General features: G+C 38.9%; 15 protein-coding genes. 9 read left to right on the top strand and 6 right to left on the bottom strand.

Annotated elements, in window-relative coordinates; genetic code table 11:
- Positions 1-15: 15 nt before the first annotated feature.
- A complete protein-coding gene (locus J8L73_RS18960) occupies positions 16-756 on the bottom strand; it encodes an HNH endonuclease signature motif containing protein (protein WP_211019413.1) in 741 nt (246 codons plus the stop codon).
- A gap of 380 nt (positions 757-1,136) precedes the next feature.
- Between J8L73_RS18960 and J8L73_RS18955 the strand changes: the two genes are divergently transcribed.
- The gene (locus J8L73_RS18955) at positions 1,137-1,484 is read left to right on the top strand and encodes a hypothetical protein (protein WP_211019412.1); all 348 of its coding nucleotides are present in this window, start codon (positions 1,137-1,139) and stop codon (positions 1,482-1,484) included.
- Between the two features lie 155 nt (positions 1,485-1,639).
- Here J8L73_RS18955 and J8L73_RS18950 read toward each other — a convergent pair whose 3' ends face one another.
- Positions 1,640-3,016: an NAD-dependent succinate-semialdehyde dehydrogenase gene (locus J8L73_RS18950; RefSeq protein WP_211019409.1), complete on the bottom strand. Its 1,377-nt coding sequence runs from the start codon at positions 3,014-3,016 to the stop codon at positions 1,640-1,642.
- A 218-nt stretch (positions 3,017-3,234) separates the two neighbouring features.
- On the bottom strand, positions 3,235-3,750 hold the full coding sequence (locus J8L73_RS18945) for an NUDIX hydrolase (protein WP_211019408.1): 516 nt from the start codon (positions 3,748-3,750) through the stop codon (positions 3,235-3,237).
- Between the two features lie 696 nt (positions 3,751-4,446).
- Here J8L73_RS18945 and J8L73_RS18940 point away from each other — a divergent pair.
- Genes J8L73_RS18940 through J8L73_RS18915 form a run of 6 tightly spaced genes read left to right on the top strand, consistent with a single transcriptional unit; the run spans position 4,447 to position 10,633 of the window.
- Positions 4,447-5,787 carry a sigma-54 dependent transcriptional regulator gene (locus J8L73_RS18940; protein ID WP_211019406.1) on the top strand — a complete coding sequence of 447 codons (1,341 nt, stop codon included), beginning with the start codon at positions 4,447-4,449 and terminating at the stop codon, positions 5,785-5,787.
- A gap of 34 nt (positions 5,788-5,821) precedes the next feature.
- A complete protein-coding gene (locus J8L73_RS18935) occupies positions 5,822-6,031 on the top strand; it encodes a histidine kinase (RefSeq protein ID WP_058548035.1) in 210 nt (69 codons plus the stop codon).
- A 43-nt stretch (positions 6,032-6,074) separates the two neighbouring features.
- Positions 6,075-7,559, top strand: coding sequence for a sensor histidine kinase (locus J8L73_RS18930; RefSeq protein ID WP_211000752.1), 1,485 nt, complete (start codon positions 6,075-6,077; stop codon positions 7,557-7,559).
- Positions 7,560-8,021 carry a response regulator gene (locus tag J8L73_RS18925; protein WP_211000753.1) on the top strand — a complete coding sequence of 154 codons (462 nt, stop codon included), beginning with the start codon at positions 7,560-7,562 and terminating at the stop codon, positions 8,019-8,021.
- Positions 8,022-8,032: 11 nt separating this feature from the next.
- Positions 8,033-10,003, top strand: coding sequence for a hybrid sensor histidine kinase/response regulator (locus J8L73_RS18920; RefSeq protein WP_211019404.1), 1,971 nt, complete (start codon positions 8,033-8,035; stop codon positions 10,001-10,003).
- A gap of 15 nt (positions 10,004-10,018) precedes the next feature.
- Entirely contained in the window at positions 10,019-10,633 is a 615-nt protein-coding gene (locus J8L73_RS18915) for a fumarylacetoacetate hydrolase family protein (protein ID WP_211019402.1), read from the top strand.
- Here J8L73_RS18915 and J8L73_RS18910 read toward each other — a convergent pair.
- The 3 genes from J8L73_RS18910 to J8L73_RS18900 all read right to left on the bottom strand — a co-directional run bounded on the left by J8L73_RS18910 (position 10,578) and on the right by J8L73_RS18900 (position 13,298).
- The gene (locus J8L73_RS18910) at positions 10,578-11,441 is read right to left on the bottom strand and encodes an ABC transporter substrate-binding protein (protein WP_211019401.1); all 864 of its coding nucleotides are present in this window, start codon (positions 11,439-11,441) and stop codon (positions 10,578-10,580) included. The two genes, J8L73_RS18915 and J8L73_RS18910, sit on opposite strands and share 56 nt — an antisense overlap.
- Positions 11,442-11,643: 202 nt before the next feature.
- Positions 11,644-12,696 (bottom strand): aldo/keto reductase, encoded by a 1,053-nt coding sequence (locus J8L73_RS18905; protein WP_211019399.1) that lies wholly within the window; start codon positions 12,694-12,696, stop codon positions 11,644-11,646.
- 167 nt (positions 12,697-12,863) lie between these two features.
- The gene (locus J8L73_RS18900) at positions 12,864-13,298 is read right to left on the bottom strand and encodes a thioesterase family protein (RefSeq protein ID WP_211000757.1); all 435 of its coding nucleotides are present in this window, start codon (positions 13,296-13,298) and stop codon (positions 12,864-12,866) included.
- Positions 13,299-13,694: 396 nt separating this feature from the next.
- On the opposite strand from J8L73_RS18900, the gene dinB reads away from it, so the two are divergent.
- On the top strand, positions 13,695-14,747 hold the full coding sequence (dinB, locus tag J8L73_RS18895; protein ID WP_211019396.1) for a DNA polymerase IV: 1,053 nt from the start codon (positions 13,695-13,697) through the stop codon (positions 14,745-14,747).
- Between the two features lie 122 nt (positions 14,748-14,869).
- Positions 14,870-16,405: a leucyl aminopeptidase family protein gene (locus tag J8L73_RS18890; protein WP_211000759.1), complete on the top strand. Its 1,536-nt coding sequence runs from the start codon at positions 14,870-14,872 to the stop codon at positions 16,403-16,405.
- Positions 16,406-16,466 lie beyond the last annotated feature (61 nt).

The raw sequence follows: 16,466 nt of genomic DNA, 5'->3' as shown, positions 1-16,466 counted from the left end.
GGCATACATTACTGATTACTCACCAGTTACTACATTTGAATCATTTGCTTTATTTACTGAAAGGTGAAGAACAGGAAATGATGATTCACCACCGATGCCACCAACCATCTTTTGTTTCTCTACCGCGGCAAAAGCGAAAATATTAAATTGGCGTAATGCCTTTATTTCTTTATCTAGATCTCGTGACGCATTAATTCTTTGGATTGGCTCCATCTCCTGAGCTAACTCAGCCCAATCTTTAACATTTTGGATAAAGCTACTAACCGCATCTAACTCTTCATCCGTTAATTCATCACTGTAATCGTTATAAAAAGCACATGCTCCAGCAGCTAAATTAAACATTTCTTTCCCTGAATTAATCACAGGTAATTTATCTGGAATTTCTTCTTTAATTCTTTTTATTCGGACTCTTGGTATTTCAGGTTGATCTTTTAATTTATCTTCAACCCATTTCTCATGGTTGTCTTTTATTGTTCTCAATAATTCAGGAGTGTAAGTTTCGACTTGGTCGTCAATTTGTTTATGGTGGATACGACAGAGCAATATTAGGTTTGTTACATCATTAATCTTTTCTCTAGGAAAATCTGAGTTACTCCTCGGACCTTTGTTAGCACCTGAAATAATGTGGCATTCTTCTCCCACAACTGATTCATTGTCATTTTGAGTACTATCAAAAACTAATGTGTGTTTACATATTGCACATTTGTTTCCAGACTTACCCCAGAGTATTTTTCGGTTTTTATCTGAAATTGACACTGAACACTCCCTATATGCCTAACAATTTAATAGTGCGCTCATCGCGCATATTTCTGCCGACGCCACGCTCATTTTTCTGCATTATATAGTTTTAGCAAATAACCTAAGGTATTACTATCACTAAGTTTTCTAGAGTTTTTAGATAAAATTAAATTAACCAATATGCGTTCAGCGCTTATTTTCATGAATATATGCGCAAAGAGCAGCCTTACCAATCAATTCACGATGATATTTGGCCAAACTCAATGCCTGCTCAACGCCCATTGTTGCCTGTCAGGTTGAGTCTAGTGAAATAGATTGCATTGCATAGTTAAAGTTTTTATATTGTTCGGCAATATTTTACTTGGTGCTAATAAAGCACTGCGTGCAAAGGAAAGCATGTGAATTATAAAAAAATGTACTACCCAGTTAAGGCGCTTGCTGTTTTATCTTTAGTTGCTGTTGCTATTAAGTACTGGATGCCAACTGAAATTGGCTTTGCGTTTATGCTGTTGCCTTATTTGCTTCTATATTTTTTAGCGAATGCTAATAACTACCGAAATAAACGGCTTTTTCTTATTAGAATCATAGCTGCATTATTTGCTATTATTTTAGCGCCAGTTCTCATTTTTGGCATTGAACCTGACCCTCAAGCTGGAATAGGTATTATGTTTTTGCTGATAATGCAGCTAGCTGCAATTAGTGCCTCTGAATTTATTATATTATTCTTTTATGCTGATAATGATTAAAAAGCAAACTGCTCATTTTCAGCTATTAGTATTTAGTTTCGTGGGGTTTAGTCAGTAAAGGATGAGCTCTGCTGTAATCTAATTTTAAAGTTAAAAAAACCTAAAAGCGGTTACCCACTTTTAGGTTTTCTAATGTATTAGTATTTAAAGCTAAATTAGCTGGCAATCATAATGCTTTTAACATTCACAAATTCGCGCATACCAAAACCGCCGTGCTCTCGGCCGTAGCCACTGCCTTTAACGCCGCCAAACGGTAAGTTAGGTTGAGCAAGGCCATAGCCGTTAATGTTGATCATACCGGTGTCAAAGTACTTTTTAGCCAGTTCAATGGCTTTTTTCTCATCTTTTGAGAAAATACCACCGCCTAAACCATAGCGAGAGTCGTTAGCGATGCGCATGGCATCGTCGTTATCTTTGGCTTTTATTAGCGAAGCTACTGGGCCAAATAACTCGTCATCGTATGCTGGCATGCCAGGTGCTAGATTGTCTAGCAGAGTAGGTGGGTAGTAATAACCCGTTTGCGAAGGTACTTCGCCACCCGTTACAATATTTGCGCCCGCTTTAACTGATTGCATTACTTGGTCATGAATTTTGTCACGTAAGTCTTCACGCGCCATTGGGCCTAGGTCTGTGTCATCAGCCATTGGGTCACCCATTTTCATGGCTTCAAATTGCGCTTTAATTTGTTCTTTAAAGTCATCGTAAAGTGAATCAACTACTACAAATCGTTTGGCTGATACACACGTTTCACCGTTGTTGATCATACGACCTGTTACACAGGTCTTAACGGCAAGCTCTAAGTCGGCATCATCTAATACTAAGTAAGCATCGTTACTGCCAAGCTCGAGTACTGTTTTCTTAACATTTTTACCGGCTTCTTCGGCTACTTTTTTACCCGTGCCATCACTACCTGTAAAGGTTACGCCACTAATCGCTTTGTGCGAAATAAGTGAGCTTGCTGTTTTGCCATCAATAAGTAAATTGCTAAAGCAATGCTCTGGGAAGCCCGCTTGTTTAAATAGCGTATCGATTTTTTCAGCCATGCCAAAAACATTACCTGCATGCTTAAGCACGGTTGTGTTACCGGCCATAATATTAGCTACGCTGTAACGAATAACTTGATAAAGCGGGAAGTTCCAAGGCTGAATACCTAGTAGTACGCCCGTTGGTTGATAGCTAATAATTGCACGACCGCCGTCCATATCACGCTCTTCATCAGCAAGTACTTTTGGGCCATTTTCAGCGGTATAACGACAAATACCAGCACACAACTCGACTTCTTGAAAGCCTTGCTCGTAAACTTTACCCATTTCTTCGGTCATTAGTTTAGCGATTGCTTCTTTTTGCTCTTCAAAAAGTGATGCTAGTTTATTTAAATACTCAGCACGTTCAGTAAATGAAGTTAGTCGCCATTTTAAATATGTTTCGTGAGATTTTTCAATTACCTGTTCTGCCTCTTCTTGAGAAAGCAGTGTGTAGGTTTCAATGGTTTGTTCAGTTGCGGGATTAATCGTTTTAACTGTGTTACTCATTTCTATCTCCTTACAAATTAGTTGTCTGTAAGGGTGCAAAGGCAAAGCCACTTTTAATGTTTTTAAAATTAAGTGCTTAAGCTTCTGATTTTGTTTGTTTTATTTTTAAATTTTTAGAGGGGTTTAATATTGTCGGTATAAAAATTAAAAAGTTAATCCAGTAAAATATTCTGGGGGCTGCAAAATTTACAACACCCACAAGCTGTCATTATTTTGAGCTACTGAAGCTCGCAAGCAATTCGCTTAAGTAAAAAAGTTTCTCGTAAAATAGAGAGCCCTTGCTTGTCGCTATTGGCAATTGTGCGTTCGTTGTGAGCGATGGCTTCGTTAATATCAACCCACTTAGTGCTCATGCCATTTTGTTGCTCGTAATGCTCTAATTTAGCTTTACCAAGCTCATCTGCAATATTACATACATAGCAGTACGACTTTATGTGAATAATATCAAAGTCATCTTTATACCAAGGGCGATATTCTTCATATAAGCCAAAAGGTTTAATTACTTGTATATTTTGAGCACCGGTTTCTTCATTGAGCTCTCTTATTAAGCCTTGCTCAATACTTTCGCCTTCATCAACGCCACCACCGGGGAGGCTATAATCTTCATAGCGTGCGGTATACATAAGTAATATTTTATTATTTTTAATAACAATGGCACGTGCCGTTAAACGGGTAAACGAGGTACCTTGGTTAATATTAATACCAGTATGAACCAATGTTTTTAATAGCCGCATTTTCTCTCCTTTTGTGTAGAGCTTATGATAACAGTTGCTATCACGCTATATAACCTAGACTATTGATAATAAGTTTATTTTTATTGGCTGTTTTTAAGGCTAACCAGGGTAAGAACTTTATTAAGACGTGGGCAATTAATGTTTACATTGACGTTGTTTTTATTAAAAATTTAATACTGATATAAATGAAATTGAATATCATTACGATGCAATCAATTGTTAAACTGTTTAATGTAAGTATGGCTATTTAATCAGGGTCTGTTGATCTTTGCGAATTAAAATTTGTTCAAACTAGGAGCTATTTAACCGCGGCGCGAGATTTGTAACCTAGTGGGCTAAGTAAAAACCGAGCAACAAAGAGTAAATAGCCCCTAGGCAGAACCCTTTGGGCAGCGCCTGTTTGGTATTAATGCTACGTTATCGCCTATTTATGGGGAATAACCACACTGCATAGGCTCTGCCTTGCCTAAATACCAAACAGACTGCTGCAAATTCAACCTTGAAAGATCAACAGACCCTAATGATTCGAATTTTTTAGTGATTTAGTGATCGTTATTTTTCAGCTAACGTAAATATTAAGTTGGTAAAATAAACCGTTGAATTACTAAGTTTAAAATTTGATGAAAGCAAGTTCGAGCTACCCTTTAAATTAATGGTTAGGGTGCGTAGAATAATAAAAAAGCATAGGGATTTATCATGTTAAACATTCTTTTAGTTGATGACGATATAGAGTTTAGTGACGTCGTTTGCCACATAGTCGAATTCCTCGGCCACAATATTAATACTGCAACAAGTTTAAAAGAAGCACATCAATGGTTTGAAAATAATACCTTTGATCATGTGCTGCTTGATTTTATGCTGCCTGATGGCAGCGGTTTGCATTTACTCGATCATTTAAAAATGATTGGGCAATCTCCAAAAATTACACTTATATCTGGTCACCCGTCAGTTAAGGGGATTTTAGCTGACATGTGTGAGCCAAATGTTGGCCATTTATTAAAGCCCTTACAACGTGAAGATTTAGAACTTGTACTGAATGGCCCTAAAAAGGCTCCTAAAAAAGCAAAGCAAAGCGGAATTACACGACACTTTGGTGGCTTAATTGGCGAGTCTGAGCCAATGCAACAGCTTTACAATATGATTGAACGCGTAGCTAAAACTAATGCTAACGTTATGCTCATGGGCGAAAGTGGCGCTGGTAAAGAAGTGGTTGCTCAGGCGATACATAACGCGAGCCAATGTGAAGGCCCGTTAGTTGCTAGTAACTGTGGTGCGCTTTCTAAAGAACTAATTGGTAGTGAACTATTTGGCCACGAGAAAGGTGCATTTACAGGTGCTATAGCACGCAAAGAAGGCGTATTTGAGCAATCGAACAATGGTACTTTGTTTTTAGATGAAGTAACCGAAATGCCTATAGACATGCAACCTAATTTATTACGCGTACTTGAAACTAAAAAAGTAACGCGTGTGGGTGGCAATCGAGAAATACCGACTAATTGTCGTGTTATATCGGCAACAAACCGCACGCTAACTGATTTGGCGCAAAATAATGTAATACGTGAAGATATTTATTTTAGGCTTGCTGTATTTCCTATTGATATTCCGCCACTTCGCGATCGTAAAGAAGATGTTCCTCTTTTAGCTAGGGCTTTTTTAGAGCAGTTAAATGACGAAAATGGCACTGCATTTAGTTGGACAGCTGCACAGTTAAAAGAGCTACAAAGTTATGAGTGGCCAGGTAACGTGCGAGAGCTGCGCCATGCCATACACCGCGCATTTATAATGAGCGATCCACAAACAAGCGATATTACTTTACCGGCTAACTTAGAGTCACCTTTTTCACGCGTTAATGCCCAAACCGAAGAAAAGCAAGTGTCGGCAGGGCAAACAATAGAAGAAGTTGAAAAAGATCTGATTCATGCAACGCTCGATAAAGTGCAGGGCAACAAAACGCTTGCCGCGCAAATGTTAGGTATTAGTACTAAAACACTATATAACCGTTTAAATGCTTATGGCGGTATCGGAGAATACAAATAATCGTAAATTTTAGTTAGTAGGTTTAAGGATAAGAATGACATCAGAAAAACAAACAGAGCCGTTAAATAAATTAGTGCACGATGCAAGAGCACCGCTTAATCGTATATCAATGAACGCCGAACTTATTAAGCTTGTGCTTGAAAATGATATGCCAAAGCAAAAAGCACTCGAGGCGCTAGACAAAATTATTGCTAACTGCCAAGACTGCAGTAACAGCTTACAAAAAATTTCTGACTCTCAATAATGATAATAATAACCAGTTTTACTATGTGGGAAACTAACGTTAAATGATCAAGCAAAAACAGCAGGGTAAGGCAAATGTGACTTGGGCAGCATTTATTGTTGTAGTGCTAAGTATTATTGTTGGTAATGCATTTTTAGCACTTAATACAATACAAAGCTTAACCCAAACGCAAAAAAGCTTAGATAACACTAATATGCTCACTACGGCGATAGAAAAGCTGCACTTGTCTATTGTGCAGGCTGAATCGGGCCAGCGTGGTTATTTATTAACAGAGGAAGACGATTACCTTACTCCCTATTACGACACGCTTGCTCAATTAGAGTCCCAAACAGAGCTTGTTAAATCACTTCATTCTGAAATTGATGGACAGGCTCCGCGCATAGCTGAGTTATTAGTTTTAGTACGTAGCAAAATGAAAGAGCTTAAAACAACCGTTAATTTGGCATTAGATGACAAAGAGCGACGCGCCATTTACCTGTTAAATACGCACAAGGGGCGAGAGCTTTATAAAGATATTCGTGCCAAAGTTAATGACGTTTTAGACAGAGAGCTATTGTTCAAAGTTAGCCACTTTTCTAAACTTGCGAAGATTAAAAACGAAGCAAAAATTACGTTTGCTATTACAGCTGTTACCAGTGGATTATTAATTATTGGTATGTTTGTAATGACAAGACTTAACTTAAGAAACGCAGCTCAATATCGTGCGGATCTTGAAAAACAAAACGAAACATTAGCCAGTAAAGTTTCGGAGCGCACTCAAGAGTTAACTTTGTACTCTGATGAGCTGAGTCGTTCAAACCGCGAACTTGAGGAGTTTGCGTTTGTAGCAAGTCACGACTTGCAAGAACCGCTTCGTAAAATTCAGGCATTTAGTGACCGTCTAGAAACTATGTTTAAAGATGAGCTAGGTGAAAAAGGCATAGATTACATTGGCCGCATGAAAAATGCAGCGCAGCGTATGTCTAACCTCATTAACGATTTGCTTGAGTTTTCACGCGTTACGACACGTGGTAAAGATTTTGATGATACTGACCTTAATGGCGTGGTTGCTGATATTTTAAGTGACTTAGAAATAGCAATTAAAGAGAGTAATGCACAGGTAAATGTTGACGAATTACCCGTAATTCAAGCAGATAAAAGCCAGATGCAACAGCTGTTTTTAAACTTACTTTCTAATGCAGTTAAATTTAGAAAAGCAGGCACTACTCCTCGTATTGATATTACCTATGAGGATGTGAATGAGTTTAGTGAAGAGTTAAATGTTGATACTCAATGGCAGGTAGTAACAATTAAAGATAATGGCATAGGCTTTTCGCAAGAATATGCAGATAAAATATTTGTACCTTTTCAGCGTCTCCATGGGCGCTCAGAGTACAAAGGCACAGGGATCGGGCTTTCGGTATGTAGGCGTATAGTTGAGCGTCATGGTGGTATTATAAACGCTCAAAGCATAGAAGGTGAAGGTGCAACCTTTACTATAAAATTACCAGTGGAAGCATCGCTTTTCACTTTGCAAGGAGAGGCGTAAATGCCGTATTCAAAAGTAAAACCAATCACCATATTAATGGCAGACGATGATGAAGATGATCGCTTGCTAACACAAGACGCACTTGCAGAGAGCCGCGTTTTAAACGAACTTCATTTTGTAGAAGATGGCGTTGAGTTATTAGAGTATTTAGAGCGTCGCGGTAAGTTTGAAGATAAAACAACATCACCGCGCCCTGGGCTTATTTTACTTGATTTAAATATGCCAAGAATGGACGGCAGAGAAGCCCTTGAAGCTATCAAAGGAAATCCTAATCTTAAGGGTATTCCCGTTGTAATTTTAACCACGTCTAAGCAAGAAGAAGACATGGTAAAAGGTTATAACTTAGGTGCTGCGTCTTACATTACTAAACCAGTAACATTTGATGGCCTAGTTGAGCTAATGAAAACGTTAGGAAAGTATTGGGTAGAGTTTGTAGAGCTACCATCAACATTTAACGATTAAAGGGAGATTCTATGTTAGATAAAGTGACTAAGCTGCTGCTAGTAGAAGACGATGAAGATGATTACATACTCACCTGCGACTATTTACAACAACTAGATTCACATAAGTTTAATGTAGAATGGATAAGCTCTCCTGAGCAAGCAATTGAAAAGCTGAGTAAAAATGAGCACGATATTTGTTTGCTCGACTATCGCTTAGGCGCATCTGATGGCTTAAGCGTTTTAAAAAAAGCGATAGCTAACGGTTTTAGCGGCCCAATCATAATGTTAACTGGGCAATCTAATGACGAGCTAGACTCTGCCGCACTCGATGCAGGTGCAGTAGATTATTTAATAAAAACTGAAATGAGCTCGAGTCGATTTGCGCGTGCTATTCGTTACGCGTTAGCGCGTAAAGATGTAGAAGGCGAGCGAGTAGAACGTTTAAAAGCAGAAGCTGAAAACCGTTCAAAAGATAGGTTTTTAGCTCATTTAAGCCATGAATTACGTACCCCTCTTTCTTCGATTTTAGGTTACACCGAATTATTATTACAAAGTGACTTTAGCCACCAAGCCGAAAACGAATTGGGTGTTATTTATCGAAACGGTAAACATTTACTAAGTTTGTTGAACGACGTACTCGATTTATCAAAAATAGCTGCAGATAAGCTAGAGCTTACGCTTAGCGAAGTAAATTTAGATAGTATGCTTGCTGATGTGTATACATTAATGCGGGTGTCAGTGCTTGATAAAGGCCTTGCTTTACGCTTTGAATCTGAAAAACCTCTCCCTTTAGTTGCCAAGCTAGATGCAACACGCGTGCGCCAAATACTTATTAACTTAATTAATAACGCCGTTAAATTTACCGATAAAGGTGAAATTGTCGTAAAAGTATGGACACAATGGGTTGATGATACTGAAATGCTATTTTTTAGTATTAAAGATTCTGGGATGGGCATAGCGCCTGAAAAACAACAACTTATTTTTAAACCTTTTGAACAAATAGCCGATGTTGAATCTCGCTCTGTTGGGGGCGCAGGTTTAGGTTTGGCTATTTGTGCTGAGCTATTAAATAGAATGCACGGGTGTATAGATTTACATTCAGAAATAGGCAAAGGTTCTACTTTTACTATTTCGGTTTATCCGGGTGATATTAGTAAAGTAGAGCGTCAAACGCTTAATTTTAGTAGCGCACCGCAGTTACAAAGTAAATCTGCACCCTGTAAAGTACATGGGCGTGTGTTAGTTGTTGATGACTTACGCGACTTACGTATGCTGGTAGGGCATATGATAAGTACATGTGGCGCTCGGGTTGATTATGCAGAACACGGCCAGCAAGCGCTTGAAAAAGTACGTATAGCTGATGCCTATAAAGCGCCATACGATATTATTTTTATTGATATTCATATGCCAGTAATGGGTGGTAAAGAAGCGACCATCGAACTTAGAAAAATGGGTTATAAAGGGCCTATTATCGCGCTGACAGCGGCTACCATGAAAGGAATACATGAAGAGCTTGCTGCACTTGGTTTTAACGACGTAATACCAAAACCCGTAGACAGCAGCGTTTTATATCAATGCTTACAAGATTATTTAATTGCTCCTGAGTGTGCGCCACAGGCTAAAAATATTGCGTCAGATAAAGTGCTAACAGAGAAAAAACAACGCTTTTTACTTGTTGAAGATGACCATGATGCCGCACAAATCACACAACTTTTACTCGAAAGTTTGGGTGTTGAAACGGTTATAGCCTCAAGCTGCGCGCAATGTTTACAAATTCTCAATCATGACCGACAATTCAACAAAGTACTGCTAGATATGCACTTACCCGATGGTCGAGGTGTTGATTTAGGAGAGCAAATTAATGAACGTTACCCCCAGTTAAGATTGGTTATTGTAAGTGGTGCTGAGCCTGATCCTAAAGAGATCAAAGATTTAAATATAGACCGTGTTTTACTAAAACCTATTAACTTAAGCTTGTTAGAAACACTAATTAGCTCATAACGGAGATGTAATTATATGCAATCAATAAAGTTAGGAACTGAGAAATTAACACCTACTAAAGTGGTATGTGTTGGGCGTAACTATACCGCTCATATTGCAGAGCTAAATAACGAAACACCCGAACAAATGGTTTTATTTAACAAGCCAAATAGTGCAATTACGAGCACCCTTTTATCTGAACATAACAACGATGTACTTCATTATGAAACAGAGCTTTGTTTTGTAATTAAAAATAAGCAGATTGCAGGTGTAGGGCTAGGCCTAGATTTAACTAAGCGTACAGTACAAAGTAAGTTAAAAAATAAAGGGCTGCCATGGGAGCGGGCAAAAGCATTTGACAGCTCTGTTATTTTAACTGATTTTGTTGAGCACAGTGATGCTGCGCAGCACTTTACTTTTGAGCTTAAAATTAACGATAAGGTAATTCAGCAAGGTGATACTCACTTTATGTTGTACAAGCCTGAGCAGATACTTACAGAGATAAGCGAATTTATGAGCTTAGAAGATGGCGATATTATTATGACAGGTACGCCATCGGGTGTGGGTGAGATTAAGTGTGGGAATACATTTACGGTTAGTCTTTACTCAAATGAGAAGTGCTTGCTAACTCAGCAGTGGGTTGCTCAGTAATAGGCAACACTTGTTGCTTAAAGTGGGAGTTGAACTCAGGAAAGCTCTGTTTAAGCCAAAACTGTTGGCTTTGCTGGTACTTTTCACTATTGAGCACTTTGCTTTTTAGTGCTTGATTTATTTTGTGAATTGCTTGCGCTGCAAAATTGTTAGGTGCATTAGCTGCGCAGCCCACCGCACCTAACACATACTCTCGGCTATCCTCTTCAATTGCTAAACTCACCACGTTTTTAAATTTACTGTGATTAACAAAATAGTCGCTCATAAATGGGTAGTCGATAGAGTAATCTAAAAAACCACGACTCAAACGCGATATAACTGCTTGGCTTTCGTTCTCGCTACTCCAACTTAAAGATGCTTTGTGTTGGGCTGTGGTATTTTCGATTATCTTATTTATTTTATCAGTGTACTTTCTAGCTGCTGCTTGGCCATAAACATATGAATTATCAGCAAGAAGGTTAATGAGTTTAATAGGTGAACCATGTTTCTTATTAAGCTCTGGAGCTAACTTTTTAGTGGTAATAATATTAAATGGCGGATAAACCGTGGTAGGTGCAGAATAGTTAAATAAGTGATTATTTACTTTTTTGTGGATAACACATGGAAAGCAAATATTTTGTCCTTCATTTAAATATTTATTTATGCGCTCTTGGGGGACAATTAAGCGAGTGTGTTTTACATCACTAATTTCATCCATTAATTGTTCTGTTAAATTATCGCAAATACCGCCTTGAGGTGTATGTTCGCTTTTAGCTATGTGAAAAGGCGGCGTATAGCTTTGCAGCCAAATAATTTCTTTTATTGGCATGTTTTCACCTGCCCAAGTAGGCGCAGTCAAACAGCTAAACATACTAATAAATAAAAAAGGGTTTTTCAGCATAACTCATTAAGTATTAATTCGTTAAAGATGAATTAATTATAGCTTGAGAGTGTTTTTCGGCAAATTTTCTGATAAAAAAAGCAGTATATAAATACTGCTTTAATATGCTTTTATTTTATAACAACGTGGCCTAGTAAGGCATTGGGTAGTCTTTAAATACAGTCGCTATATCATCGAGTAATTCGCGACTAAGCGTAATGTTAAATGCATCGATATTTTCTTTAAGCTGAGCCTTACTTGTAGCGCCAATAATAGATGAAGTAACGCCGTCTACTTGGTTACACCATGCAAGGGCAAGCTGAGCGGGCGTTATGTTGTTAGCATGAGCTAAATCAACATATTGTTGCGTCGCTTTTTGAGCATTCGGAGTGTCTCTAAAAATGCCGTTACGCTGCATAAAAGTCCAACGAGATCCTTCAGGGCGAGCACCATTTAAGTACTTACCTGTTAATAAGCCTGCTGCTAGTGGAGACCATGGTAAATAAGCAATATCTTCATGTATGCATTGCTCAATTAGATATGGCCAATCCTTTGCGTGCGCTAAGCTAAACTCGTTTTGTATAGACACCATATGCGGTAAATTATGCTCTTTAGCTAAACTTACAAATTGACTGATGCCCCATGGCGTATCGTCTGATAACCCACAGTGCTTAATTTTACCTGCTTTAACACAATCGTTCAGGCCTTCTAAAATATCCAACATACTGGCTTGCTGCTGCTCGGTATCTACATCACTGAAAGTTAGTTTGCCAGGCCATTGTCTGCCAAAGTGCGGGGTAGAGCGGTTAGGCCAATGCAACTGGTATAAATCTATGTAATCGGTTTGCAAGCGCTTAAGCGAGTTATCAACAGCCTCTGTTACTGCACTGCGTGTTATATCGCTACCTTCACGGACCCATGATAAACCATTACCTGCTATTTTTGTCGCAAGTACAATATCGCCACGTTTTTGGGTATTACGGCTAAGCCAGTCACCAATAATTTCTTCGGTTTTTCCGTAAGTTTCAGGTGAAGGTGGTACTGCATACATCTCGGCGGTATCAATAAAGTTAACGCCTTGCTCTAGTGCGTAAGCTATTTGCTCATCGGCATCGCTTTGGGTATTTTGCTTACCCCATGTCATGCTGCCTAAGCATACCCTTGAAACATCTACACCGCTGCTGCCTAACGGACTGTATTGCATTTAAAATCCTTAAATTAATTAACCTGAGCTTTGGATAATAAATCTATCTCTAGCTGCTATTTTCAGTGTTAACTGCGTTGAATTTACTTGCAATAGGCTAGCTAGAGAAATAATTCAAATATCACTATGATTTAAAACGTTAGTAAATCTCTTAACCAAAGTTCAGGTTAAGTAAGATCTTGAGAGTGGCTAATTAAGGCCGATAATAATGGCTCAGAAATAGCCGCTTTTTGCCCTGTTTTGAAGTCAAACATCACCACCAAAGAAGAGCCTGTGGTCGTAACTGCTTGCTGAGCATGGCTAAATACTGAGTAATTCATTAAAAAACGATCAGTTTTTATATCTGAAATAGTAATACCAACGGTTAAAGTATCAGGGAAGGTAACAGGGCGTTTATAGCGAATGTTATTTTCGCTTATCACCGGACCAACACCGCCTGGTTTTATTGTATCAAATAGGTTTATTTTATTTAAAAAGTCGATACGAGCGATTTCAAAATAACGTAAGTACACTACGTTATTCACGTGTTGCAGTGCATCCATGTCAGCCCAAGCTACTGTAATATCAGTATGGATAGGGTGTTTATCTTTGAACCTTTGCATGTACTTATACTCTTAGTTTTAAATGAAATAGATTATCAACATGGTGTAACTAGCTCAAGATAATTAATTTTATGTTTTTGTGAGAGCATTGTACCTAATTGAATTTGGGTTTTCAGTTTAGTTACACAGGCACAGTACACATGAGATCACATATGTAGAATTGAATTAATTGGGCTTTAGCTAGTTTGGTTTTTGTAGCGTCTTTTGCTCGTTACGCAATGGGCAATGCATCAGGTGGCATAATATTATTAGCAGCAGGTTTTTTATTGGAGTTTGTTTTTGCTTCACTGTTTTAAAAAACCTAAACGCTTTTAGCAACCGTTGTAGTTAATGAGACTTGCTAATTAAAAATGATTCTATAATAATGGCTGTATAAATAAACAGTTGTTTGTGGTGATGAAAAAGTTTATTCATATCGATATGGACTGCTTTTACGCAGCGGTCGAAATGCGAGATAACCCAAAGCTTGCTAGCGTTCCTTTAGCCATTGGCGGTAATAGCCGCCGTGGCGTGCTCTCTACTGCAAATTATATAGCCAGAGAGTACGGCGTACGCTCTGCTATGTCTAATTACCACGCTAAACAGTTATGCCCAGACCTAGTAATAGTCCCTGGGCGCATGGCTGTTTACAAAGACATTTCTAGTCAAATACGTGCTGTATTTAAACGCTACACCGATTTAATAGAACCTCTTTCACTTGATGAGGCCTACCTAGATGTAACAAACAGCACAGCATGTAAAGGCAGTGCTACGTTAATCGCTCAGCAAATTAGAGCCGATATTTATAACGATACAGGGCTTACAGCCTCTGCAGGTGTGGCACCCATTAAATTTATTGCCAAAATAGCCAGTGATGAAAATAAACCCAACGGCCAATTTGTGGTTTTACCTGATGAAGTAGATGCATTTTTAAATAACTTACCGCTTGGTAAAATTCCAGGGGTTGGGAAAGTGACTTTAGAAAAGCTTAATTTAAAAGGGCTATATACAGGTAAAGACGTACGCGAAAAAGGCGTAAATTGGATGCAGCAACATGTGGGAAATTTTGGTGTATCACTTTATCAAAAATGCGCGGGTGAATATATTGGGGCTGTATCTACAGAGCGAGTACGTAAATCATTAAGTGTGGAGCACACTTATGAATACAATAAAAATAGTTTACAGGAATGTTTAGAACAGCTGCCTAAATTATTAGAGGAGTTGACTACTCGCCTTAATAAGCAGCAGCTACAAAACAAAATTAATAAGCTTAGTGTAAAAGTGAAGTTTGCAAATTTTGTAGTCACCAGTGCTGATCAGGCACACCATCAGTTAAATACCGATATTTTTACTGAGTTATTAAGTAAAGCGTATCAGCGAGGTATGCAACAACCGGTACGCCTTTTAGGGATTGGGGTTGGCGTAAAAAATGAGCCTAACTTAAATCTACAATTGAGCATTTTAGATTAGAGTGCACTTTTTGCTGTAACACCAAGTTGCCAGAGTAAAATTTGCTTATCGCAGTTGGCTGGTTTTGTGTTTTTATATCGACGATAATACCCTCCTTATGTTTAATTACAGGAGCTTTACTTATGGCATATCCTCAAGCAATCGCTGCACCTACTCTTAGTGCAAGCCTTGATTCTTCTTCTCACGATGCACTTATTATTATTAGTGATGACTTTTCTCAGTTAGCCAATAATTCACTAAGCGATGCTATAAACGCACAAGCTAAAGTAGACTCTCGTATTGGAAAGCAAGTTACTTTTTTAGTTATTGAAAATACACGCGTTATTCTTGCGCCTACAGGTCCGCTTAACAGAGACTACGATGATGTTCGTCGTTATTTTGATGCTGCAAAACTAGCCATAAATGAAGCTAAAGCTTCAGGAAGTATAAATCCAGCGATTTACCTACCAAATTTACATGCTGATGCACGCTACCAACATGCTTTAGAGGTCGCTTACTTAGGCGCATGCCAAGCTCTGTGGCAACCACTTGAAGCCCGTGAATATCATGGCGAAGGTATTGAGCCAATTACTCAAATTGGTTTAATTGACGCAAGTGAGCAAACCGTAAAAGCTGTAAATGCAATTGCAGCTGGACAATATGCCGCACGTGATTTATGTGGTACTGAACCAGAGCGTATGGCGCCTCCTCGCTTTGCTGATTATTGCGTGGAGCTTTTTAAAGGCTCAAATGTAGATGTTGATGTAATTGACGACATAGACACAATAGATAAAAACTACCCAATGTTAAGTACGGTTGCACGTGCATCATACGCAGTAGAGCGCCATCACCCTCGCGTTGTTAAGCTTGAATACGTGCCTGAGGGAGAGGTTACGCGTACGCTTATGTTTGTGGGTAAAGGTTTAGTATACGACACCGGCGGTGCGGATTTAAAAGTAGGCGGTTACATGGCAGGTATGAGCCGTGATAAAGGCGGTGCAGCATCAGTTGCAGGCTTCATGAAAGCGGTTGCTGATTATCAGCCTAAAGGCGTTAAAGTTATTTCGTACTTAGCCGTTGTTCGCAACTCTATTGGCTCAGATTGTTTTGTACCAGATGAAATAATTACTAGTCGTGAAGGCGTACGTGTTCGCATTGGTAACACCGATGCAGAAGGGCGCTTAGCAATGGGTGACCTACTTAGCGAAATGAAAGATTTAGCTAAAACAGAAGTTAACCCAACGTTATTTACGGTGGCAACATTAACGGGGCATGCGGCGCGTGCAATGGGCCCTTACGGAGCCTATGTAGAAAACGGACCTGCACGCAGCGCTAATACATCTCGTCAAATTGCTGATCTGGGTGATTTATGGGCTGATGGCGCAGAGGTTTCTCGTTCTCGTCGTGAAGACTACGACTTTATAAAACCGCGCACTTTAGCTGATGATGTTTTATCAAGTAATAATGCTGCCTCTGCAGTTACTGCGCGTGGTCATCAATTCCCAATGGCATTTTTAGCTGTTGTTGGTGGGCTTGATAAACACGGTAACGACTCTACTCAGCCAATACCTTATGTACATATGGATATTGCTGGTAGCGGTGTTGAAGGGGGCGATTGGCAGCACGGTAAGCCAACCGCCGCATCAGTAACAAGCTTATTTGCACGCTACTGTATGTAAACTAAAAACTTACGTGCAATAAAAAAGCCCTGATAATTCAGGGCTTTTGCTTTTTAAAGGT

This window comes from Pseudoalteromonas sp. MMG006 (assembly GCF_018101025.1).
GTDB lineage: Bacteria > Pseudomonadota > Gammaproteobacteria > Enterobacterales > Alteromonadaceae > Pseudoalteromonas.
The sequence above is the reverse complement of the archived record's forward strand: the minus strand, read 5'-3'. Positions and strand labels throughout refer to the sequence as shown.